Annotated in this window: 21 protein-coding genes and 3 pseudogenes; 14 read left to right on the plus strand and 10 right to left on the minus strand. The window is 61.1% G+C overall.

What is annotated here, in order from left to right; genetic code table 11:
* Positions 1-256: 256 nt before the first annotated feature.
* Together IVB50_RS08785 and IVB50_RS08790 are read left to right on the plus strand one after the other, a co-directional pair.
* A pseudogene (locus IVB50_RS08785) lies at positions 257-556 on the plus strand (zincin-like metallopeptidase domain-containing protein); the annotation flags it as partial.
* 655 nt (positions 557-1211) lie between these two features.
* A complete protein-coding gene (locus IVB50_RS08790; RefSeq protein ID WP_060913221.1) occupies positions 1212-1529 on the plus strand; it encodes a DUF736 domain-containing protein in 318 nt (105 codons plus the stop codon).
* Positions 1530-1735: 206 nt separating this feature from the next.
* Here the strand turns inward: IVB50_RS08790 and IVB50_RS42255 are convergent, their stop codons facing one another.
* From IVB50_RS42255 to IVB50_RS08800, 3 genes are read right to left on the minus strand one after another with little or no spacing between them, the layout of a single operon-like run.
* Complete coding sequence (locus tag IVB50_RS42255; protein WP_253076215.1) at positions 1736-2314, minus strand: nucleotidyl transferase AbiEii/AbiGii toxin family protein; 579 nt, start codon at positions 2312-2314, stop codon at positions 1736-1738.
* 47 nt (positions 2315-2361) lie between these two features.
* Positions 2362-2652 carry a nucleotidyl transferase AbiEii/AbiGii toxin family protein gene (locus tag IVB50_RS42260; RefSeq protein WP_253076216.1) on the minus strand — a complete coding sequence of 97 codons (291 nt, stop codon included), beginning with the start codon at positions 2650-2652 and terminating at the stop codon, positions 2362-2364.
* Positions 2649-3386 (minus strand): type IV toxin-antitoxin system AbiEi family antitoxin domain-containing protein, encoded by a 738-nt coding sequence (locus IVB50_RS08800; protein WP_256465346.1) that lies wholly within the window; start codon positions 3384-3386, stop codon positions 2649-2651. Before IVB50_RS08800 ends, IVB50_RS42260 begins: the two co-directional genes overlap by 4 nt.
* Positions 3387-3615: 229 nt before the next feature.
* On the opposite strand from IVB50_RS08800, the gene IVB50_RS08805 reads away from it, so the two are divergent.
* Positions 3616-3891 carry a DUF2285 domain-containing protein gene (locus tag IVB50_RS08805; RefSeq protein WP_247295557.1) on the plus strand — a complete coding sequence of 92 codons (276 nt, stop codon included), beginning with the start codon at positions 3616-3618 and terminating at the stop codon, positions 3889-3891.
* Between the two features lie 6 nt (positions 3892-3897).
* Here IVB50_RS08805 and IVB50_RS08810 read toward each other — a convergent pair whose 3' ends face one another.
* The 3 genes from IVB50_RS08810 to IVB50_RS08820 all read right to left on the minus strand — a co-directional run bounded on the left by IVB50_RS08810 (position 3898) and on the right by IVB50_RS08820 (position 5914).
* Positions 3898-5037 (minus strand): RHE_PE00001 family protein, encoded by a 1140-nt coding sequence (locus IVB50_RS08810; RefSeq protein WP_249808438.1) that lies wholly within the window; start codon positions 5035-5037, stop codon positions 3898-3900.
* A 236-nt stretch (positions 5038-5273) separates the two neighbouring features.
* Positions 5274-5669, minus strand: coding sequence for a type II toxin-antitoxin system VapC family toxin (locus IVB50_RS08815; RefSeq protein WP_009859458.1), 396 nt, complete (start codon positions 5667-5669; stop codon positions 5274-5276).
* Positions 5669-5914, minus strand: a complete 246-nt coding sequence (locus tag IVB50_RS08820; RefSeq protein ID WP_028152781.1) for a type II toxin-antitoxin system VapB family antitoxin — start codon at positions 5912-5914, stop codon at positions 5669-5671. The genes IVB50_RS08815 and IVB50_RS08820 overlap by 1 nt, the downstream gene beginning before the upstream one ends.
* Before the next feature lie 1778 nt (positions 5915-7692).
* On the opposite strand from IVB50_RS08820, the gene repA reads away from it, so the two are divergent.
* The 4 genes from repA (at position 7693) to IVB50_RS08840 (ending at position 11927) form a co-directional block, all read left to right on the plus strand.
* The gene (gene repA / locus IVB50_RS08825; RefSeq protein ID WP_247295559.1) at positions 7693-8907 is read left to right on the plus strand and encodes a plasmid partitioning protein RepA; all 1215 of its coding nucleotides are present in this window, start codon (positions 7693-7695) and stop codon (positions 8905-8907) included.
* Complete coding sequence (gene repB, locus IVB50_RS08830; RefSeq protein WP_247295561.1) at positions 8904-9923, plus strand: plasmid partitioning protein RepB; 1020 nt, start codon at positions 8904-8906, stop codon at positions 9921-9923. The genes repA and repB overlap by 4 nt, the downstream gene beginning before the upstream one ends.
* Before the next feature lie 197 nt (positions 9924-10120).
* A complete protein-coding gene (repC, locus tag IVB50_RS08835) occupies positions 10121-11353 on the plus strand; it encodes a plasmid replication protein RepC (protein WP_247295564.1) in 1233 nt (410 codons plus the stop codon).
* 103 nt (positions 11354-11456) lie between these two features.
* Positions 11457-11927, plus strand: coding sequence for a hypothetical protein (locus tag IVB50_RS08840; protein ID WP_247295567.1), 471 nt, complete (start codon positions 11457-11459; stop codon positions 11925-11927).
* A gap of 88 nt (positions 11928-12015) precedes the next feature.
* Here IVB50_RS08840 and IVB50_RS42660 read toward each other — a convergent pair whose 3' ends face one another.
* Positions 12016-12216 (minus strand): hypothetical protein, encoded by a 201-nt coding sequence (locus tag IVB50_RS42660; RefSeq protein WP_247295571.1) that lies wholly within the window; start codon positions 12214-12216, stop codon positions 12016-12018.
* 1312 nt (positions 12217-13528) lie between these two features.
* Here IVB50_RS42660 and IVB50_RS08850 point away from each other — a divergent pair.
* From IVB50_RS08850 to IVB50_RS08880, 7 genes and pseudogenes are all read left to right on the plus strand, one after another.
* Positions 13529-14290: a ParA family protein gene (locus IVB50_RS08850; RefSeq protein ID WP_247295573.1), complete on the plus strand. Its 762-nt coding sequence runs from the start codon at positions 13529-13531 to the stop codon at positions 14288-14290.
* Positions 14280-15260 carry a ParB/RepB/Spo0J family partition protein gene (locus tag IVB50_RS08855; protein ID WP_247295574.1) on the plus strand — a complete coding sequence of 327 codons (981 nt, stop codon included), beginning with the start codon at positions 14280-14282 and terminating at the stop codon, positions 15258-15260. Before IVB50_RS08850 ends, IVB50_RS08855 begins: the two co-directional genes overlap by 11 nt.
* A gap of 424 nt (positions 15261-15684) precedes the next feature.
* On the plus strand, positions 15685-16203 hold the full coding sequence (locus IVB50_RS08860; protein WP_247295576.1) for a MobC family plasmid mobilization relaxosome protein: 519 nt from the start codon (positions 15685-15687) through the stop codon (positions 16201-16203).
* Positions 16200-17273: a relaxase/mobilization nuclease domain-containing protein gene (locus tag IVB50_RS08865; protein WP_247295578.1), complete on the plus strand. Its 1074-nt coding sequence runs from the start codon at positions 16200-16202 to the stop codon at positions 17271-17273. The genes IVB50_RS08860 and IVB50_RS08865 overlap by 4 nt, the downstream gene beginning before the upstream one ends.
* 328 nt (positions 17274-17601) lie before the next feature.
* Entirely contained in the window at positions 17602-17817 is a 216-nt protein-coding gene (locus IVB50_RS08870) for a hypothetical protein (protein ID WP_346771299.1), read from the plus strand.
* Between the two features lie 475 nt (positions 17818-18292).
* The gene (ligD, locus tag IVB50_RS08875) at positions 18293-19171 is read left to right on the plus strand and encodes a non-homologous end-joining DNA ligase (RefSeq protein ID WP_247295583.1); all 879 of its coding nucleotides are present in this window, start codon (positions 18293-18295) and stop codon (positions 19169-19171) included.
* A 526-nt stretch (positions 19172-19697) separates the two neighbouring features.
* Positions 19698-19875: pseudogene (locus IVB50_RS08880) on the plus strand (DUF3606 domain-containing protein).
* A gap of 517 nt (positions 19876-20392) precedes the next feature.
* Here IVB50_RS08880 and IVB50_RS08885 read toward each other — a convergent pair.
* From IVB50_RS08885 to IVB50_RS08895, 3 genes and pseudogenes are all read right to left on the minus strand, one after another.
* Positions 20393-20797, minus strand: a complete 405-nt coding sequence (locus IVB50_RS08885) for a hypothetical protein (protein ID WP_247295585.1) — start codon at positions 20795-20797, stop codon at positions 20393-20395.
* Positions 20798-21498: 701 nt separating this feature from the next.
* On the minus strand, positions 21499-21906 hold the full coding sequence (locus IVB50_RS08890) for a hypothetical protein (RefSeq protein WP_247295589.1): 408 nt from the start codon (positions 21904-21906) through the stop codon (positions 21499-21501).
* A 19-nt stretch (positions 21907-21925) separates the two neighbouring features.
* Positions 21926-22148, minus strand: a pseudogene (locus IVB50_RS08895) (hypothetical protein).
* Positions 22149-22911: the final 763 nt, after the last annotated feature.

Below are 22911 nucleotides of genomic sequence, written 5' to 3' on the forward strand. Positions count from 1 at the left end.
GGATCGATAGGTAGGTCTTGACCGTGCCGGCGCTGTAATTCTCCGCCGCAAAACTCGCTGCGAACGAGCCAAGATGCGGCTCGATGCAGGTCTGCAAATATTGAGACATGATCTTCGTGCTCCTTGTTGTTGGAGCGACGAAGATTATGCCGAATGGGATTGGCGGGATCATGCCGCCAACCGGGCCCAGCCGAGCAGATGCGGCATAATCTGGATCGCGGCATTATGCGCCTTATGCCGATATCGGCATAATGGTCATTGGACTGCGCCAGCGCATCGCGTCAATCGCGATCTCAGCCGCTACGCAAAGGATCGCAGCGAGCGCGCCCGTGAAGAGCTGGTTGCGGAACTTGGCGCGTGCTTCCTCAGCGCGGACCTTGGTATCGTGCCCGAACTCGAGCCGCGTGCCGATCATGCGAGTTACCTTGCATCGTGGTTGGAGGTGCTGGCCAACGACAGGCGTTTTATCTTCAGCGCGGCCGCCCACGCGCAACGCGCGGTGACTTACCTGCACGGTCTTCAGCCCGAGCCGGCCGAGGTCGACCAAGCGGCATGAGGCGCAACGATCCGTGTCTCGGCCGCTTTGCGCTCATCGTTCACCTTTCTAGACAATGACGAAGGCCTCATCTCACGGCGGGGGCCGCTCTTTTGTGCGGCGTCATGCCTGTGCCGGCGACTGGAGAGGCGGCGCTTCCCATCCCGACGGCATAGGCGAGATGCGCCGGGCGGGTTCTTCTGGCTTCCGAGATGCCCGTCTGTTTCTGGGCGAGCGTCTTTCCGAAGCCGCAGAAGGCTGGTGTCATCACGATACGACAGTCCGGGGTTGTTATTGCGTCCGCTGGACTGGCGGAAAGCTTACGCGACGCGCGCGAGTGCCTTTCACCGATGCGCCCGTCGTCGTGCGGTGTGGCTTGCCGGTCGCTCGGCAGTATCCTCATCGTTCGGCCTGTCGCGCCCAATGCGTTCTCGATTTGGCATGTCTAACCGAAGGCCGTCGTCGCTGCGCTCCGCCTCGATCAAAAGACCGCAACGGCCGTTGTCGGCTTTCTTCCCCTGGTCGCTGCGCGTCCATTCCTCGCGAGACAAGAAAGCCTCCCCCTGGCCGCCCTCTACTGCGTGGCGGCCCTTCGGGTGCGGTCCGATCGCCTCCGGTCAACGACAGCCATCGAGGTCGCGATGGTCGCGGCCCGAGAACGAAAGAGGACACGAACATGGCTACCATCGGCAACTTCACCGTCAACGGCAACGGCTTCGTCGGCACCGTCAAGACCCTCGCTCTAGGCACCGTCAAGACCAAGATCGTTCCGGCCGAACGCACTTCAGACAAGGCCCCGGACTACCGCATCTTCGCGGGCGCGAACATCGAGTTCGGCGCCATGTGGAAGAAGAAGTCCCAGGACACGGGCCGCGAGTACCACTCGGTCAAGCTGGACGACCCGAGCTTCCCGGCTCCGATCTACGCGACGCTGGTCGAGGTCGACGGCGAGGAAGGCCACTCGCTCATCTGGTCTCGCCCGAGTCGCGACTGAGACGCCGCGCAGGTGGCCCCGCCGCGAGGCGGGGCCTTCACCCGTAGGCGGAAAGGAGAAACGATTTTGAACGCGCGCGTAAAGTCGACAAGCGCTGCCTCATCGTGCCGCCTATCCCTTCATGGATAGCTGATGGGGCGGCCGGAAGGGCCTCGTCGGCAGTCACACCGCATCACCTGCGGCGCGTGGCGACGGCCCACCTACGCTCATCCAAATAGCCGGGCCAGCGCATTCGATTGCTCGGCGAATTTTCGGGCGTTGGTCTTCCGAAGCCTTTCCAGGTTTTGCAGCTTCCATCGCACGCCGGGAAGCTGCTCCAAGTGCGGCACGCCCAGTAGCGACCATTCAGGCTCTGCGGCGACCAGCGACAGCAGGAAGCGGCGCTCATCGGCGTTCAGACCTTGCTGCAGTTCGCGCATCATTCGCTCGCGCGCTGCCAAGAGCGCGTCGAGTTCAACGGGCTCGGTGGTCATGCCCGCGAAATTGTGTTCGAACTCCTGGCGGAGATCCCGCAGCGATGGAAACAGGACCTCGTGCACCGGCCGGTTATGGCTCGCGAGATAGACGACGAAAGCGCGGCGAATGCCCGCCGTGATTCCCTCGTGCACAAAAAGCTGCGTGACATCGAACAGATCGCGGGGATGCTGCCGGTCCATCGCCGCAACCAGTTTGCCGCCATATACGTCTTCGAACGACACCACCGGGATTTCGAGATCCGCCTGCAGCGTATCGCGCGCGGCCTCTGTCAGCGACGCCATGTGCACCGGATGGACGGTGCCGCGCATGACGAAATTGACCTCGATCTTGACCTCAATGCCCCCTCGCCGCACCATCAGCTTGGTCTCGCCGGATTCCGTCGCGGGGCCGGCGCATGGGTCAGAAAGCCCTGCTTCTGCAGGCGCGCTGCCGACTGACGGATGGCCTCGTTGATGCGCCGCAGAGCCTGCTCGCGCGGCAGTGTGTGGTCGGGAAACACCAGATCGAGATCGACCGAGAGCCGCGGCATGTCGCGCACGAATAGGTTGATCGCCGTGCCGCCCTTGAGTGCGAACGTATCGTCGACGAGCACCAGCGGCGCCACGCGCGTCAGCAACCGTGCGCTGTCGAGGTAGACCTGGTTCATGGCTTCAGCACCAGGAGCCCATCAGCGGAGCGGGACACCCAGGCCCGGTCGCTGCCCTTGGGCAGTTGAGACGGATCGAGCTTGCTGGCCCAGGGCTGAGAGAGTTCGCGGCCAAGCTGCAGGCACAGGCGCACGGTCTTGACGCTGGTGCAGCGCTTGAGCAGGTCTCGCAGCAGATCGGCACGCAGGCTGTAAGTGCTTTCGACCAGCTCGCGCGCTTCTTGCAGCGGCTGCCGGACGCCGACTTCGCTCAGCACCTCCAGCAATGCGCGTTCCGGCGCCGAGACGAGCGGGCCGCCCTTGCGGCTCTCGAAAGGCCGGACATGAAGCAGCGCGCCGGGTTCTTCCTTGAAGAGTCGCTTGCGGTGGTACTCGGCCGGGAAACGCTGGGTGAACCACTCCGGAAGGCGTCCGGCTTTCCAGCCGTATAGATGGAGGACGGGCCGCTGGGAGACGTACTGGCGGATGCCGTGCCAGTCGAAGGCCGACTTGCCGCCGACATGCAATCCTTCGAAGCTCCGCTGCAGCAGGACGAGGCTCGGGTGCAAAGTGGGCGGATCGTTTGGCCGGCAATAGACGCCGCGTGCCAACCGTTGCAACCAGCCGGCACGGACATAGTGGACGGCAAGGTCAGCCGATATCCCGAGGGCGGCGAGGTCACCGGAGGTCAGCGGCGCTCCCGGCGCCAAGCGGGTGTAGAGTCTGCTTAGCTTGTTTCTTTGGGTCGTAGCCATGCTACGATAATAAGAATAATATCAATTTCTGCAAGCTTGAATTAGAAGTCGAAGTCGTAGTCAGGCTACGATAACCCCGATTAAACTAAGAAGACCCCAAGATCAGCTGCGGTTGCGCTGTGCTCGGCGATACCCGCCAGGCACCACGTGGTGCGCAATTCGGGTCTACTCACCGGTGCACGAACGCGCCTACTCTCTGCTGACAACCCCCTGCCGGCGAATACACCCCATGCAGAAGTCACCTTCCGATCCTAATGTCGCCGATGCCGCGCCGACCGCGCCACTTCTGACTGGGTATGACGAGCAGCACCTGGTTACCTATCTCCGTCTGCTCGACGCCGCGGCCGATATCGACTGGAAAGAGGTCGCGCGGACCGTGCTGCATATTGACGTCGCGCGCGAGCCGGATCGGGCGCGCCGGGCGTGGGAAACCCATCTCGCCCGTGCCCGCTGGATCACCGAGTATGGCTACCGGGATCTGCTGCGGGGCGGGGCACCGCACTGAGGGCGCTTACAGAATCCCCCAGGCCCGATATCGTCCCCTGCCGGTCACCTCCCGCAGGTCAAGCTCGCCGACCAGGTCCTGAGCGGCGCGCGGCGTGATCTTAAGCTCCTTCGCGATCATACCGGCCGAGGCGATCGGCCGGGTCAGCATATAGTCGAGCAGCGCCGGCAGTTTTGACGTGGCGCGACGGCCGGCGAGTTTTCGGGCGAGCAGGGTTCGCTGGTTAAGCCAGCGGTCGTGGTCCTTGAGACCGACCGCCGCGGCAGCGGTGATGGCCTCGAGTTGCACGGCGAGTCGCGCCGCCGCGTCGCGCGGCCGCCGGCGTTCGCGGGGGATGGCCTTCAACCCGTCATGCAGGCAGGGTAGATGCCAGCGGGTCTTGGCCCGCGCGCGCAACACGCTGGCTGCCAGCAGCCGGCCGAGCCAGGGCGTGTGCTGCAGCGGGGCGATGGCGTCCCAAGCCTCAGTCGCAAGCGCGGCCGCGAGCGTCGGCGGCAATATGCGGGTCTGCTCGACCACGGCGCGCCAGTCGTCGAGACGCGCGTCCTCGTCCCAGTCGGGGTCGTAGACCAGCGGGTCCCGCTCGGACTGGGTGCGACTCCCGCCGGCGAGTGTCCGCTCCGCCTTGGCATTCGCGGCGTCGACCGCGGCGAAGGCGGCGGCTAGGTGCGGGTCGGACTCGATGCCGCCAAGCGGCGTGTCGAGATCAGCGTCTCCGCTATCGTAGCCGCCGACGAAGCTTCGCTCCCCTTCCTTTCGGATGCCCCTGCCCTCCTCCCACTCGCCCTGCCCGGTGCGGCCGCGCAGCCTGTCGAGCCCCGCCGGCGATGGCGCCCAATCCGGCTTCGCGTCGGCGATGCGGCGCCGGGTCCGTAGCACGGCGTGGGCGCGGGTGAGTTCGTGGGTCGGGGCGCGGATGTCCATGCCGGCGTCGTGGAGAACCAGATCTTCGAGGTGGACCAATTCGCCTTCCAGCCACAGACTGGCGCAGGCGTCAGTATAATGTGTGCGCGCAATCCAGCCGTCGCGGATCGGGCTCTTGGCCAGGCGTTCGTCGAGCCGGGCAAGCGCGTCCTCGGCGATGGCGAGTGGGCCGGCTAGCTGAGCCCAAGGCAGTGGATCGGGAATTGAATAACCGTTTTGCAAGGTCTTGATAACCTTAACAAGAATCGTTCAAACGGAAGCTATCACGGGAATAACTTCGGTCATAGCGACAGGCTGGTTCCCCGTAGCGCTCGCTGTCAATAACCACTGCTTATCGATTGAGCAGGCCGTTAAAGCGCATCAGCGATCCGAGGGCCCGCTGCCCGGTAAACTCCCTGCCCTGGTCCGGACACAAGCCCCCTTCTTTCCGCGCGCCGCGGCCGCCCCAGCCGGGTCGCTTAGGCGGCTTCGATATCGGTTTGCGGAAAGTCACCGCCCTTGAACATCAAGGGCTGCCCCAGATGCCGGGCGCAAGCGTAGGCAAAACAGTCCCCGAAGTTGAGGCTCGCCGGATGCCGGCCCTTGCCGAATCGGTCGAAGGCGTCGAGAGCGAGCCTTGCCGTTTCAGCCGGCACCGCGACAACGGCGATCTCCATCAGCGCCAAATACTCTTCGATCGCTTCGGCGGCGGCGCTGACCGAAAGATCCAGCACGCGCGCGACCGCGACCGCCGCCTCCCATACCGCCAACGGTGACGTCAGACGCGTTCCGGTCTGCTGCAGGCGAGCCAAAAGCTCTCGTGCCTCCTCCTCGTCGGTCAGGAGCGCGGTCAAAGCCGAAGCGTCGATGAACATCAGGTGTCCTCATACAAACTGTCGCGGAACGCCTTATCGGCGGGCTGTCCCTTGGCGGCGTCGCCCCTCGCGCGTAGATCCCGGCAGAACTGGACGCCAAGGTCGACCAAAGACGGCTTGCCCTGCTCGCGCTCGAGCTCATGGGCGAGCGCCACGTGCACTGCTTCGGTGAGGCCGAGTTTTTTTAGCGAGGCCACCTTGCGAGCGAGCGCGTCGGTCTCAGGGTTCTTGATGTGGAAGGCCATGGCGCGCTCCTCTAGACCGCATCGTGTATACCTGTATATCATCACAAATACACCAATGGGAAGGGCCGGCCTCGTCGTTTGCGCCCCGGAGACGTGCGGCCTTCGTGACGTGTGAGGGCAACTTTTATGGTTAGTTGTCTATGAACACCTGCCCTCTCCCTCTCCGGATGCTGCTTCCCTCAGGGTTGTCCTCGCAGATCATCTGGCCGTCGGGACAATAACGACCATCCCACCCTCGCCCGCTCCTTCCTCGCTTTGAATTCTGCGCGGCGCGGATCGACGTCGACTACCGGTGGGTACCGATCGTGACTTGACTGGTGCGACGCGCCTTGGCGAATTGAAGCGGCTGACGACCGCAGGTCCCAAATTGTTGTCGGCTGACAACATCCATCCTTGGTAGGGCCCTGTTGTCAGCTGACAACAATCGCCCGGCGGGTCGCTGCTGTCTGCCAACCCTCATCCAGGCGTCCGCGGTCAGATCGGCTTCGTTCGAGAGCCACGCAGCTCGATTTCCACGCTAGCACCCATCGAGAGATCGTATACGTTCGACGGCCTTGCCGCTCACCAAAGGAGCACCCCCAAGCCGGACGCCTTCCGATCAACCTTCCATTAGACCGGGTATTCAACCGCGAGGTCGGCCTGACCTCGCCCAGGGGCCTGACTGCGTTCGCCTGCTTGGCCCCTCACGTCGGTCCATTGTTGCCCTGGTCGATTCGAGTCAACAGGAGGTCCCGCCTGGCGATGCGATGCGGCGTTCGAGGAAAACAGTTCCTATCTGAAAGCCTGGACGATCTCGGCCAGCGTTGCCGCGAATGGATCTGAAGGCCCGGCGTCGAGCCTCCCCGGCTCGAGATTGATCCGCACTACGGCATGCTCGAGGTGACGGCCCGTTGCCGTTCCCTCGCCGGATCCACGCGCCCGGATGAAGCGATGACGAGCTGCGGCACTCCTGCCTCGCTGGAAAGGGCAAGAAGACACCGTTACCAGCGCCGCGCCCTGAGGTCGATGTCGCGGCTGACGATCCGTCGGTGTGGCCACACGGCAGTGCAAGAGAAGGGCCAGCGTGGATGACCTGGGATGTGTCTGGTCGGTTGCGACCTGTTCGTCCGGCCGGCCGGTGGCCCCCTGCGACGGTACGGTTCTTCTGCTTGCCCTTTTTTGGGACGAGCGGCGGCGCAGCGAAGTGACGCGCCAGCCCCCGTGATCGACACCGGGAACGTGCGGAGCGCCGCCGATCCAAGCGAGACGACATCGTCGCTTTACGATGCTTCGCCATCCAGCTCGGGCTTCTGATGCCATTGTCGTGAACGAGGCGGGGAGGGTACTTCTCGCGGGACCGTGGCGCCAAGCGTCGGGCGGATGACGGGGGAGCCGACGCTACAAGGCGGCGCGATTCTCTAGAATTTGCGGTACATGACCTGAGATCAGAGCACTCAACGGAGGTTGCACCGGGGCGTGTCCCGTCGCCCGGGCTCCAACCGTGGCAGCACCCTTCAACGCAGCGGTTGGCGAGCTACAAAATGACGCTCTGGGGACTCGTGAAGGCGAGCCGACTCACGCCATAGTCGAGGGGTCATCCCGTTCGCTCTGAAGCCGTTGTTGTCAGCTGACAACAGCAGGGCGGTGCGCCAAAAAAAGGGCCCTCCGCGCCGTTTGGCACGTCCTCGAGCGTTAATAACTCGTTAACCCTTTAATTCTTGCTCAAATCACAGAATCGTGGCCATCTCTCAAGACGGAGACTAGGCGTCTGACGAGCAGAAACCGTCTTGAGAAGGCAAATGGCGATCTTAGCGGAAGATTCGGCTACCATGAGCGAGACTGCGTCTGCGCGCATCACTCGGCACGCGGGCATTCTTTCCGGCCAGCTTCGCTCGCTCGCGACAACTCTTTTCCCGCCTTCAGCGAGCAAGTCGCTCCGGTCGTTCACCTCTGGAGAGGTTGCGCGAATTGCGGGCGTGTCCGATGGGTACCTTCGACAGCTTTCTCTCGACGGACTTGGACCGACCCCAGCAACGGGCATCGGGGGCCGACGATCTTATACTCTGGCTCAGATCCATGAGTTGCGCGAGTATCTAGCCACTGCGCGGCCCCGCGAAGCAATGGAATTCCTTCCGCGCCGGCGCCCAGGCGACAAGCTCCAAATCATCACCGTCGCAAACTTCAAAGGCGGCTCCGCCAAGACGACGACGGCATTGTATCTGTCGCAATACCTCGCCCTTGCCGGCTTTCGGGTCCTCGCGATTGACCTCGATCCGCAAGCTTCGCTTTCAGCAATGTTCGGGTACCAGCCCGAGTTTGACATTGGGGCGAACGAAACCCTGTACGGTGCCATCCGATATGACGAACACCGCCGGCCACTGCGCGAGATTGTCCGGCCGACCTATTTTGACGGGATAGGGCTCGTTCCAGGCAATCTCGAGCTTATGGAGTTCGAGCACACCACGCCTCGAGCAATGGTCGAGCGGCGTGAACGCGGACACGACCTGTTCTTTCGCCGCGTCGCCAGCGCCATCGACCAGGTCGCAGACGAATACGACGTCGTTGTGATCGACTGCCCACCCCAACTTGGTTACCTGACCATGGGCGCGCTAAATGCGGCGACCGCTATGCTCGTGACCATCCACCCGCAGATGGTTGATGTCGCATCCATGAGCCAATTTCTCCTCATGACGTCGGACCTCATGTCCGTCATCGAAGAAGCTGGCGGGCGTCTCGATCACGATTTCATCCGGTACGTCATCACGCGTCACGATCCCAATGACGTGCCTGAAGCTCAAATCGTGGCTCTCCTCCGCACCCTCTTTGGGTCAGATGTGCTCCAGGCGACTGTGTGGAAATCGACCGCGATCGCCAATGCTGGTCTCACCAAGCAATCACTTTATGAGCTGGAGCGCGGCGCCGTAGGGCGGGGCGCCTACGACCGGGCATTAGAATCGGTCGACGCGGTCAATGCCGAAATCGCGCAACTTCTTAAGAAGGTGTGGGGTCGATGAGCAAACGTACTGACACGATCAAGAGCCTTTTCACGGCCCCGCAATCAAGTGCGTTGTCAGCTGACAACATGCCCGCTGCCTTGCCGCGGGTCTCGTCGGGCTCGGTTCGCTCGTTGAAAGATTCTTTCTCCGAAGTGGAGAAAGAGAACGAGGAACTTCGCGAACGAATTGCATCCGGGGCGGTGATACTTGAAATCGACCCCTCGCTCGTCGATCCGTCGCCGCTGGCCGACCGTTTTCGCGATCAGGATGATAGCTCGTTCGAAGCGCTCAAACAGTCGATCGCACAGCGTGGCCAAGAGGTGCCCATTCTCGTTCGGGAGCATCCTGAAGCGAAAGGGCGCTATCAGAGCGCCTATGGTCATCGCCGCGTCCGCGCCACGCGCGAACTAGGTATTTCCGTCAAAGCGATTCTGCGACCGTTGTCAGATGAAGCGCTTGTCGTGGCGCAAGGCCTCGAGAACGCACCGCGCGAAGATTTGAGTTTCATTGAGCGCGCCAGCTTCGCGATGCATATCGAGGATGCCGGGCATAGCCGCTCAGTCGTGCAAGATGCGTTGTCGGTCGATCGGGCGGAGGCCTCGAAACTTCTTGCCGTGGCTCGATCGGTTCCTGCCGAGGTGATTCAAGCAATCGGGAAAGCTCCGAAAGTTGGCCGCGGCCGTTGGCAATCATTCGCTGAATTGATCAAGGATTCCGCGGCGCTCAAACGGGTCAGAGCGGTGATCGCCGAACCTAAATTTGCAGAGCGCGAAACCGACGCACGATTTCTTGCAGCATTCTCCGCGGCAACCCGTCCATCTCGCGGGGAGCCCTCGAAAGAGCCGGACGAGAAGCCGGTCTTTTCCGTGTCCGGGGAAAAGATTGCGCACGTGCGTCAGGCCGAGCGCGAATTGAAGCTTACCATCGACAAGAATGTCTCGACGACATTCGCGGCATTTCTTGTGGACCAACTCCCGGCCCTGTTCGACGCCTTTTCCAAGAAGAGCAGTGGTCAGGAAAGTACCGAGGCCTGACGGTCTCGTCCCGTAAACACGAACCAGGAGCAGACAAGGCAAAAGAAAAAGGCCCCCGAAACGGAGTTCCGGAAGCCCTTCTCTTCAAGTTTGGCGACTGACAGAGAATCACTTTCGCGAATCGCAGTCAAGAGTATCTACGCGATTTTATCGTCGTTTCGGCGAGCGGATTTTCTTTGCCCAACTGAGGCAAAGACATGCAGTCACACTCTCCAACGACGCCCTTTGGGCGGCGATCGCTGACGCTTACCCATGTGGCAAGCCAAATGGTCGCAACGGAACGTCCTCCCGAAAAGATCGTGCACAAATGGAAGATCTTCCACGCCATCTGCACGGCACGGCCGCGCCTTGGGGTGTCGGAGCGCGCGCTCTCGGTGCTAAACGCACTCCTAACCTTCCATCCCGAGACCGCGCTGACAGGAGAGGATGACCTGATCGTCTTCCCCTCGAACCATCAGCTCGCTCGGCGAGCGCACGGCATGCCGGCATCGACCCTGCGACGCCACCTCGCTGTGCTGGTCGACGCGGGGCTAATCGTTCGGCGCGACAGTCCAAATGGCAAGCGATATGCGCGGAAGGACGATGCTGGCGAAATCGAGCTCGCGTTCGGCTTCGATCTGTCACCGCTCGTCGTGCGCTCGGAAGAGTTCGAGAGCCTGGCGGCTGATATCGAAGCCGAGGCCCGCGCACTCAAGCTCGTGCGTGAGCGGATTACACTGTGCCGGCGCGACATCGCGAAGATGATTGCAACTGGCATCGAGGAAGCCGTCCCGACGCGAAGGGGAGGGCAGGGGCCTGCCGATTGGCAGGTCGTGCACGCTGCCTTCCGCGCGATCGTCGATCAGATTCCGCGCACGGCGACGCGCCAGGAGCTCGAGCCGATCGCCGACGAGTTGTCTCAGCTAGCCGACGACGTGCTCAATCTTCTGGAAACACATATCAAATCCAAGAATCCGAGCGCCAATGAGTCCCATTCTGAGCGCCACATACAGAATTCAAATCCAGATGCCCTCATTGATCTTGAACCTAGCCTTCGAGAAGGCAGGGCGGCGGGAGCTGAGCCAAAGCCTCAACCATCGCGAGTCGGTGAGGGGACGTATCCGTTGGGAATGGTCCTGAGTGCATGCCTGGACATCGTCGATTATGCGAAGGGCGGGATTTCGAACTGGCGCGATTTCCTGGCCACAGCGGCCGTTGTACGATCGATGCTAGGGATCAGTCCGAGCGCCTGGGAGGAGGCGCAAAAGGTTATGGGCGAGGTGCCGGCGGCCATCGTCGTCGCGTGTATCCTGCAGCGCGGGACGGCGATCAACTCCGCTGGCGGTTATCTGCGCGGTCTGACGCGAAAAGCCGAGGTCGGCGAATTTTCGCTTGGCCCGATCCTGATGGCGCAGATCAATTCGCGCCGGCGAGACAAGCAGCGGGCGTAAGGCGATGAGGCGCCGTTCCCAGGTTGCCTTTTTGGTGTGATCAAATACCCGCGCTAATCTGGCTGCTGCGCCGGGTCAACGCAAAGCGTTCGGAGAGATCGTCATGGAAAAACACCCTGCAATCATCCTCACGCCGTTTTTCCAGCCTCGTGATGAAGGCGCCGCGGAACAACAGATGTATGTAGCGGGGTTCGCGGACGAGTCGGCCGACGCCTGGGGGACGCTGATTCCGTTGGATGCGGAGATGGTCGAGCACGCCGTTCTGGGACAACAGACATTCGGCGTCTGGTGCAATTCCGACGGACGCATCCAACCGCAGCCGAGCAGCGACAATCTTTTTGAAGATCTTCTGGAGAAAGGTCAATTGAAGGAAACGCCCCTCGATGAGCTCGTCGCCGAAGCCATCGAGCAGGGCAAGAATGAACCCAATAATGACATCCTCGATATGTTCGAGACCTGCATGAGCGGCTGGTGCAGGCGCAGGGCATGGTCGCTGACGAGATCGCGCGGCGCCGGCGATGACTCTTCGCGGTGCGCGTGCGCGGTTTCATGCTCCGGGGTGAGCTCGTACTAACGCGAGCACCGCGACGGCGGGCGGCCGATACCCGGACCGGTCGATGAAAACATAGAAAACCGACGACCGGGCCGCGCTCCGACTAGTCTTAAGCTTCGCCGGAGCCGGAAAACAGCGCCGTCGGTGGCGTCGCGCGCGGCGGCGGGAAAGTCCGACCACCCGAGGCTCCCGGTTTGCTCTTGAGATCGTATCGCTGGGCTAGGTCGAGTAGCCGCCGCTTGGTGAACGGGTCCGCGTTTTCCGCCAGATCGCGCGCCCGCTGCGCGAAACCTCTATAAAATTCTTCCACGACGCAACCCCCGCAACATCACTGAAAATCGGATTTCAACGTGAGACGCACTCCGCGTCAAGCGGCCTGGTGCATGCGGACAATTTTCGTCGATTGACTTGTGCTCGCGGCGCACAGGGAACTAAGCTGGTCGCGGCAGGCAAAAACCACGACTCCGCTCTACCTCAGCCGGAAGCTGTGCCCAAAGTGCGGTAAGCCGACGACGTCGCGCCCGGCCGGCCGCGCTACGTCTGCCTGGTATGCGAGGACGATCCGCGGCGCGATCCCGCCGCCTGGAAGTGGGCGGAAAGCCCGCTGCGACCGCCGGCCAAATAACGGTCGTTGAAATCGAGCCGGGCAGCCGGATTGCTCGAGACCGATTGCGCTCACGCCCCTCTCCAACGCTGTGGCGTTGCAACACGAACGCCCAGCTTCGTTCCATCGCGCGTGCCAGCGGAATCGTCCCGGACTCGGAGGTCGGCATGTCCAACGAGGCTAGCTCCTGTTTCACGCCTCGCAGGGCCGTCGGTCGCATGGATGCGGAGGGTGGGGGTGCATCCAGATGGCGATACGTCGCCAGCCTCGTTATCGCTCTTGCCATGGCGAGTTCGACAGGTGCGCCGACGTTGCTGACAGCGACGGTTTCCATTGCGGGTGATGACCCGGCGCTTAGGTTGGCCTGCCTAAGGTGAACTACGTCTCGCTGCGACGCCCGTTTCGGCACGGACAGATTCTCGCTTCGGAGGCAAACGGCGTCCAATGAGTTTTATGAATCGGCCGGGCAGATCGATTCATTTTATCGATAGGTCGATTTCGCCGGAAATGCTGCGGCCCGTCCTATTACCGAATTGAATCTCTCCTCGACGGAGACTTCGCGATCGGGACGCGCGTCGCATGCTTAGCTTGCAATTGCGCCAGTCCTGATCACAACAGCCGCCCGCAAGAGATCGGCTCTTAAATTCAAAGGTTCCTGCGGCTCTTCGAGCATTGCCTGCTTGGGCGAGCCCCTTTCGCGGACGGCTCTACTCGCGCCGCCGCGGCGACGCTCCCGGAGCCCACAAGCGGTCTCCGCGCCTTCGCGTGACGATCCTCTCGCGACCGCGTCGCAGAGCGCCCAGCAACGAGCATAATCCAAGTCTCGCGTCCCAGAATTTGCTCCCCTCGAGGGCTATGGACTGACCTGACTCTTCTGGCAGGGGATTCGCCGGATGAATTCCGGGATCGTTCTGGTGACCGGATTCGCAGTCGTCTGTTGGTTCAAACCAACATCCGCCACGACATGATTGGACGAGGAAATGCCGCCCGCGCCGTTAGACCCATTTCGGACCTTAAGATGAAGACCATTGTCATCAACAATCAAAAGGGCGGGGTCGGCAAGACGACGCTTGCGGTGCATTTGGCCTGGTTCATGGCTGAAGCGAATCTCCGCGTTCTGGTGATCGACGTTGATGCGCAGAGCAATGCGTCGGATACGTTGAGGCACTACGCCGGTTCAACGTTAGCCGCGGATCTGTTCAAGCAGGGGACACGGATCGCAGCTCGGGAAGACGAAGGCCTAACGCTGGCCCCGGCCGATAGCTCGTTGACTGATCTCGATCGCAGCAGTGCGGCCGCCATAACGACTCTGCAAGAGAACCTCGCTATCGCGTCGGCTCAGTTCGATGCCTGCGTCATCGATACCCCGCCATCACTGGGACTGCGCACTGTCGGCTGTCTGGTTGCGGCCTCGCATGTGCTCGCCCCCATCTATCTGGAGGACTATTCGATCAAAGGCGTCAAAGGGCTGATGCAGACCGTGGTCGGCGTGCAGAGACGCTATGGCCGCCAAGATACGAAGTTCCTCGGGTTGCTGCCTTCGAACTTCAACACGAAATCGCCCCGTCAAAGGACCCATCTTGAGCAACTCTTGCGCGAGGCTGGCAGATATGTGTTCCCGGGCCAGATCGTTGCAAGAGACGGCTACGCTGAGGCTGTTGCGGAACGCCTGCCGGTCTGGAAGTTGAAGCGCCGCTCTGCGCAGGAGGCTGGTCGAGAAATCCGCGAGGTTCTCGCCAAGATCGTCGCGCAAATGGACGAGACCGCACATGGCGCTTGATCTCAGCTTTAAGCAGCTCATCGACGCCGCGGAAGATGGTGCCGCCACAATCGGACAACCCACTTGCATCGCCATCGATCGTATTGACGAAGATCCGGACCAGCCTCGTCGCGGTTTCGACGAACAGAAGCTCGGGGAGCTTGCGGAATCAGTCCGCCAGCATGGCGTGCTGCAACCGATCGTGCTGAGGCAAGCGACCGAGGAAGGCCGGTACGTGATCATCGTGGGTGCGAGGCGGTATCGTGCTGCTAAGCGCGCCGGGCTCCGTGACATCCCGGCCTTCATTCATGCCGTTGGGTCCGCGGATCGCTATGTTCAGATGATCGAGAATATCCAGCGCGACGACCTCAATGCCCCCGAGATTGCGGCGTTCATCGCGGATCGTTTGGAGCTAGGCGATAGCCAGGCCGAGATCTCTCGCAAGCTCGGTAAGCCCAGGGACTGGGTGTCTCGCTACGCGTCGGTCCAGAGCATGCCGGAGTTCCTCCGGTCGAAGCTTGCCGGCTCATCAATCCGCGCTGTGTATGAACTCTACCAGGCTTGGCGCGAACAGCCCGACGCCGTCGAGACCTTATGCGCAGCACATGAGAGCTTCACCAATGCCCACGCCCGTCAGCTGGCTCGCAAAGTTCGGACGGAAGCGCGCGGCTCTCCTGCTGACGGCGAGGGGTCCCCTGGAGCGAAACGACCACGAAGCCCGGTCCCAACCAAAGCGGCATTGCGACCCAGAGAGACAGACCACGTGACGGCGATGGCGAAAAAGCCCCCCAACTCTTCGATCGATCGGAACGCGCGCATGAGCTCGTCACTGACGATCAGAGTGCGGCACCAAGATCGCACTGGCTGTCTTCTGGTCGATCGACTTGCGTCTCAAGGCTCACGGCACGCAGTCCTGTTGGTTGATGGCGCAGAAGAAGCAGAAGAGGTTCCAGCATCGACCCTCACAATCGAAGAGATCGTTTTCGCATGAAGCGTGCCTTAGACAGCCTCTTCAGAAACGCTGCTTCAGTTGGCGCGCCGGCGGAGCGGATTTCCCATCCGAAGGATGGCGCGTTAGCGCAGCAGCCGGAGGCCGAACGCGCCTCCCACAGCGCTGTAGAGAGGCCGGAGGCTGCTGGAAAGCCGCGGTCCACATGTTCGGTGCCAACATTGCCGATCTGCACGCGCGCTGTTCGTGGAGTAGAAGCACTGGGCGTGACGACTGCGTCATTCCCGGAGGAATTCTCCGCATCGATCGTCGGTCGGGTTGGGTCTCACCTGCAGCACCTGCCGAGCCTTGAATGCCCAGCACGTTGGTTTGAACCAACATGGAGAGGGTGGAAGGATTCGCGTTTTCTAGTGCAGGATAGGCTTCGCGCCAGCGATGTATTACATCGCGATTGGGATTGGAGTGCATGGCTCTGATCTCGCTTCGCGTCCCCGACGAAGTCGCGGCGCAGTTCTCAGTTCTGGCCGCGACACAGGGCGGTAAGTCCGCGCTGCTGCGGCGTCTCATTGCTGATGCACTAGCGGCGCCAGCACCGCGCATCGTGGCGTTGCCGGTCGGGCGGCCGGAGAAGGTGACGGTGCGATTTCGCGAGAGTGAGATGCGGCAGCTCGCGGAAGTCTCCCATCAGCGTGGCATGACCCGAACCGGCTGGATCGTCGCGCTGGTGCGGTCGCGATTTGGATCGCCGGTGCAGCATTCCCCAGACGAGCATGCCGCGCTTCGCGCGATCGTTCGCGAGCTCAACCGGATCGGCGGCAACATCAACCAGATCGCGCGTGCCGCAAACACCAGTGTGCTGCAGGGCAGGGCGGTTGAACCCGATCTGTCCGCAATTCAAGAAGCCAAATTGGTCGTCGAAAGAGAGCTCGCGCAATTACGCAATGCGCTGAACGGCAACGCTGATTATTGGGATGGGAGGCGATGAGCCGGCGCTCCCGTCGCCCGGCCGACCTGGTCCCGGAACTTCCGCCGATCTCGTATGTCTGGGAAACGCCCAATCGGCGCCCACGGCGGGCCGAGTGGGATATCCCTGATCCGGCCGCTCCCGGCAGCCTGACGCCGGCGATGCGTGCGAAGCTCGAACGTATCGTGCGCCGAGCACCAGAGGTGATGGTCAAGATCACCGGTCGCACCAAGAGCGTGGCTCATCTCAAGTCGCATCTGGCATACATCATGCGAAACGGCGAGCTCGACGCGGAAACAGAGCAGGGTGCGACGTTGCCGGGTCGTTCCGGATTGAAAGATCTGCAGCAACGCTGGGAGGACGATGCGGGTCTCGACGACAAGCGCCGGCGTGATGCATCGCTTTCGGTCAGCATCATCCTGTCGATGCCAGCTGGCACCGACGCCGTCGCAGTCAAGGATTCAGCCCGGGCATTTGCCATCGAGACGTTCGGCTACAATCACGACTACGTCTTCGTTCAGCACCTCGATGACAAACATCCCCACGTGCACTTGACCGTTCGATCCCTGGGCCATGACGGCAAGCGCCTGAACCCCCGCAAGGCGGATCTTCAGGTCTGGCGGGAACGGTTTGCTGGCGAACTCCGGCTTCGCGGAATCGCAGCGGAGGCAACGCCGCCGCGAACCCGCGGACGGGTCCGAAAGGCCGAGCGTGGGGCGGTCATCGCTCTGCGCAAACGAAAGATCACGCCCGATGTTGATCGGCTCGCTCGTCAAGAGGTGCTTTCGGAGGTGAGGGGGAGCAGGACTGCTAAACATTCTTGGGACGAACAGATTAAGTCACGTCAGGATGCGATCCGGCGGCGTTATCTCGACTATGCTGCCGAGCTACAGCGCTCTGGATTAGCAGCAGATCACAAGTTAGCTCACCAGGTTCGGCGATTCGTCAACGACATGCCCGCTGTCGAAACCCGCCGGCATGCGCTGAGGAACGAGCTTTCGGAGCTTGCAATTGCCCGGCGCCCCGACGCGGAGCAGGGGGCCGATGCCGAGCGGCGCGGCGAAAGACGACGACACGAGCGGCCCAGATAAGCGGCTGCGGGGCAGGAGCGCTACGCATACTCCCAAAAAGTGAAAAACTTGGGGGTAACGTACCGTGGGTTCGAATCCCACTCTCTCCGCCATGCATCATTGTATCTGTTGAACTATTTTCCATTTACCCGGACCGACCCCCAGCTGCACCCCCGGGGTGGGCCCTAGGCAGTACGTCTTCCGAGTCTTGTAACGTTAACCACCTTGAAGGTCTGATGCGCGGCCGCTCAGCAGCGCTTGACTCTGAGTTCTTGGTTCGTTCTATTCGGGCAGCATCCCAGGTTTGCTCATGCCCACACTCGAATATCTCCGCTCGGAAATCGGGCATATGCGCGCGCAGATCGGCCGCCAGCGCAAGGAAATCCTCCAGCTTCAACGGGCCGGGGTATCAGCCGCTTCGGCTGAGACCCTGCTTCAGCGCATGCTGAGCAAGGTTGACGACCTTTGCGCCGAGCGAGACCGGCAGGTGCGGGCGGCGAAGGAACGCCCGACCTATGCGTCCGGCAAGCCGATAAGAGGCACTCCGGCAAACCGAAGGATGTGATGGATAACCTTCGGCGGTTTCCGGCGCCGTGGGTGACGGTGGAGGAGGAGCAATGTTTCCGCTTGAAGGACGCAAACGGCTTCTCCGTCTGCTCTGTGCCCCAACGCGAACACCTTCACCGGCGCCCGTACCAATATGCCGAGCAATTCCTTACCCGAGACGAGGCGAGAAGGATTGCAAAGGCAATCTCCCGGTTGCCGGAGCTTTTGAAGAGGCCCCAGTACTGAGAGCGTTCCTCCTGAAGAACGCTGTATCGGCGGCCGTTCTCGTTGACGTTGAAAATACAACCTAGAATCTCAATTGCGGTTGTATGTGAGAGCGCCTGGGAACGGCGCATGAGCCTCGCGGTTGGAGAGTCCTCAGTAAGGTAGGTAGACTGCCCCGCCGTCGGCTCCCCCCACCGACGGCGGGCTTTTTGTGAGTTGCGTTAGTGGCAAAGCGTACCCGAGCACCGGCCAAGAAGCCGCGAGCTTCCATGCCGGGCTTTATCGGTCCCCAGCTTGCGACCCTGAAGATGAAAGCTCCTTCGGGGGCTCAGTGGATTCACGAAGTCAAATACGACGGCTACCGCATCCAGCTCCACATCGACGGCAACAGCCGGAAGGCCTTCACCAGGAACGGCCATAACTGGGTCGACCGGTTCTCGGTCATTGCGGGCGCCTTCGACATCGAAGGGCAAGCCATTGTCGATGGTGAGGTGGTCGTCATCCACGAAGAGCGCACCAACTTCTCCGAACTCCAGGCAGACCTCGGCAGAGGCGACCAGGACCGCCTCGTTTTCTTCGCCTTCGATCTCCTGTGGCTGGACGGCGTAGACCTTCGGAAACATGCGCAGCTTGCCCGCAAGGAGCTGCTGAAGCAGCTGATAGAAGAAAACGGGCTGGAAGCGCCCATTTTTTACAGCGAGCACCACGAAGGTGATGGGCAGGCGCTGTTCGAGGCGGCGAGCAAGCTCAACTACGAGGGCATCGTGTCCAAGCGGGTTGACGCACCGTACCGGTCGGAGCGGGTTGAGGCCTGGCAGAAGATCAAGACGGTGCACCGCGAAAAATTCCCTGTTGTTGGCTTCGTCAAGGACCCGTCCGGCGTCGCCGCGCTCTACCTCGGCAAGCAGGAGGGCAAGGAGCTGCGGTATATGGGGAAGGTCGGCACGGGTTGGAGCCGGACGAAGTCGGCGGAGATCCGCAAGGCCCTGGATACCGTCGTTAGCCCGAAGCAGAAGCTCACAAAGCCCATCATGAAGCCGAAGGCCACGTGGGTCGATCCGAAGTTCTACGCCGAGATCGAATACCGGGACATCACCTCTGAAGGCCTGCTGCGCGCCAGTTCATTCAAAGGGTTGTCCAAGAAATAACTGATGTACATTTGACGCCTCAGCACGCGGGCTAGTGATACCTCTGCGTGAGCGATGAAGATGCGGTGGCCTTGAAGCGCCAACGCTCCAAGCAGACGGGCTCTGTTGAAGCCTCTCGCCATTGCTGCCAAAGGCAGGACAAGCTCACAACGGGGCCAAGCAGGGCTCCTGCTCGAGCGCACCTATAACGCAGATTAAGCGATCAGCGCAGAGGCGCCAGCTTCATACGCAGCGGTAGGAACGGGGCGAAGCAGGTCAAGTTTTCCAAGCTATATGTAACCTCCCCAGACTAGGCCTCCGCCCTTCCGGAGGCCTTCCTTTTGGGAACACACCGTTCTTACGGGCGTTTTCCTTGCCAGTGAGTGGAGTATCGGCATGCCGGACCACGTAACCCAAGTGGTAAAAAAAGCCCAAGCCATCCTGGCTCGCTATGTCGAGCCTGGCCCGAGGGACTGCGAGAAGACGATCAATGACCTGCTGACCGTTCTTGACGATGAACGGCTTGTACAGGCGATGGGGGAGGAACATGAGCGACAATCTCACCAAACGGGACCAGCGCGACCGTAGCAAGATCAACATGCATGAACACTTCGAGGTCAAATATTGGACCAGGGAGCTTGGTTGTCTCCAGCGACGAGCTGCAGAAGGCCGTCGACAAGGTAGGCAATTCGGCCGCCGCGGTTCGCAAAGAATTGGCGGCGTAACCGAGGCGCGCGGTATGCTTGCGATCTTTGGAGCAAGGCCCGCGCGCTTTTTCATGCCATGACGATCCCAACTGTCCCATCTGCTTTGGCTTAGGCTTTGTCTGCGAGAACCACCGGGACCGGGCATGGAGTGCAGAGCTCGGCTGCCAGTGTGGTGCCGGTGATCCGTGCGGTTGCAAGTCCTCCGACGAAATCAAATCAAGGCATTGAAGAGCCTGACGCAAGCCACGTTATTCCCAATCCAGACGGAAAGAAGCGTCGTCATTGAACGGCAGACGACATCGAAGTGTGGACGCGCTATCCCGACGCGGCGTTCGCTTTGATTGCGGCGCCAACGACAGAGCAATCGTTAGCGAAGATTACCGGCTTGGCGCATCCGACATCGGCGATCCTCAAAGACGGCCGGCAGTCGTCGCCTGCGGCATGGCGTAAGACGGGCTGCCCGACGGGTGGTGTACAGGACTGAGGGCAGTCGAGAGCGTTTGGCCGTGATCGTGATCTGTGATTGCGGGCATATTCATCCAACTCGCTTTGCCACTTCGGCAACGATCAAATCCCGCTCCTGTAAATGAGCATTTTGAGTCTCAATCAGAGTGTCGAGGACGGACAACGCGAGAGCAAGATCGCGCCCCTCGCGCTTGAGTCGGTTTATCAGCGTCTCTTGCTGGCTGATGTGTTGCTCGCCTTCATGAAGGCGACGCTCGGCCAAGGCTAAGAGTGCGCGGAGGCGCGGCAGCGGTCTCCCTTGCCTTCGCTCTGGCTCAAAGCGACCGAGCCGCCGTGGACCACACCACACTTCGATCGGTTGGTTCGCCACCCCGGCAGAGCCAAGCTGAAGAGCCTCTTCCGCGCTGCCGCACTCGATCTCCTGCACGTCCAGCGTCTTGCCCCAGTCGTCGAGCGTGAAGATATGGCAGCGCATCGAACTTTTGCAGCTGTTGCTCAGTCAAAGAATTCCGACACGGGCCTAGACGTTGCTTAAGGATTTACCGGTTCAGCACCTTCGGTCGGCTTTCCCGGTTCCCGAATTAACTTCCAGCCTGCACATCAAGCTTAATTTGAACCTTAGATTGCGGCGAGCCTTCCGCGGGTTATCTTGGCGCATCGGACATTGCTCCCGTCCTGGTCCACCCATGGCGAAGTCGTCGCGCCAACATATTCGACGCGACGCTTCGTTCGATTGCAGGCCATTTCGTTGAAAAGCCAGCCGGACCACGAACCGCTTGATCTCGTCGAGATGCGTCGGCAACTCACCGGACTGCGTTCGCAACATTCCGACAATTTTCGAATAGCGTCGTTGTTGAACCGCTTCCTCGTGAAGATCGCGTTTCTGTCAGAGCCGAGGGACGTCGCGCACTCCCAACATCTTCGGTCTGAGTTCGCACGTACGCTACAAAAGGTTGGAGAGATCGCCTCGCGGTCTCCATCAGTAAAGCCATCAGACGCCGGCAAGCAGCCTAAGTAACATTAACGCACGGACGTTCTTGCGCCTGCCGCTGGCGGAGCCGACGCTGGATGCAGTCGCGAAGTCGTCCTCGTCTCGCGTAACGGCGCCTTCGCGGCGAGGGGTCGCCGCCGTCACAAGCGACGGCCCCGCCCATGATCAGCTCTAGTGACCGCGCCCTACTGCTCGGGCACAAACGGCAGTCTCGGAGAAAACGACTTCGCGATCGTGAGAACTGCGGCTCCGTCAGTTTCGAGTGCGATCTTCTGGGCGAGCATCACATCGCCAATCGCCAACGCCCGTTCGGGGAGGAAGCACCACCCCACCTTAGGCTCCAGTTTTTCATCCAGCTCCAAAACATTACTCATCGTGCCCTGATAAATTAGGTATCGACGGCCAGTAAGAGAACCAGCGACTTCAAAAAAGCCATTGGCATCAAATTGCGCGCGCTGTTCTGGAGATAACCATTCCCGCAAAAGACGACGTGCACGCGCTTCCGGGCCATTTTGCTCGTTGAAGCTCCGATAGAGGGCACGCAGGGCACGCAGACGCGCGCCCTGGGCGACGTTACGTCCGAACAAAAACATCTTTGGTGCTGTAACGGTTCTAACCGCCGACTAAGTGCGGATAGAACAGCGTTTCCTCCGCTGTTGGATCAAATGACCGTATCAGCTTGAGATCGCCGGCCGGCGTCCGAGTGGCAGCGGTAAATCCTTGGCCGGTAAATTTCTTGAAGCGTCGCTCAGCCTCGGCGAGCCCGTTGAGGTCGTCTTGCTCAAAGAAAATGTCTGCTGTCGCCTGTGCTGTCCATTACGATCTGGGTGGCCATGGAAGAGAACTCCGCGATCCTTAGCCTCCGATGAAAAACAAACCTCGCCCCGGTGAATAGTGTTCCTGCTCTCGGCAAATTTCGATGTGCCTTCTTGTTAGTCAGCGGTCGTTTGGCTCGCTGAGATGAACGAAGACCTGATCCGCCGCGACCTGACGGCGGCACAACGGGGTAAGCTGGTCGCAAAGCGGAAAGCGGCTTAGAGGCGGTGCATCTGGAGATGAGGAAGGGCGGCGACAAGCAGATCAAACCGCAAAATCGGCGGTAAGGACAAGTTCGTCAAGGACACGGCGGAAAAGAGCGGAGAACCACTTCGCAGTGCCGAGCGGAATTTTAGGCGCACTCGGAAGCTAGGTCCCGATCTTGGACCATGTTCAACACGTCGCGTACCAGCCGTCAGGAAATGGAACGAGCAGCCAGGAGCCGTCCTCAATGTTATCGTTTGCAGCTGCGGGTCTGCTGGGCGCCCGAGGCTCGGAGGCGAACTCATCCACCTCAGCGGCACTGGCCGCGTCACGTTTTTCGGCTAAATCTCTTTGCATGAATAAAACTCCCCACCGGGGCACCAACAAATTGGCAGCGTCTTCAAAAAATATCGGTCAAACTTTAGGCGACAAGATATCACACCCTTCGGCAAGCGATAGGAGCGCGGCGCTGTCCTTTTTGCGCGTTTCGCGGCATCGTGAGCACGGATTTCAGCGCATCGTGAGCAACGATTTCAGAGGATCGTGAGCAGCGATTTCAGGCGATCGTGAGCAACGTT

The sequence above is a fragment of the Bradyrhizobium sp. 87 genome (assembly GCF_023073015.1).
Classification (GTDB): Bacteria; Pseudomonadota; Alphaproteobacteria; order Rhizobiales; family Xanthobacteraceae; genus Bradyrhizobium; species Bradyrhizobium canariense_D.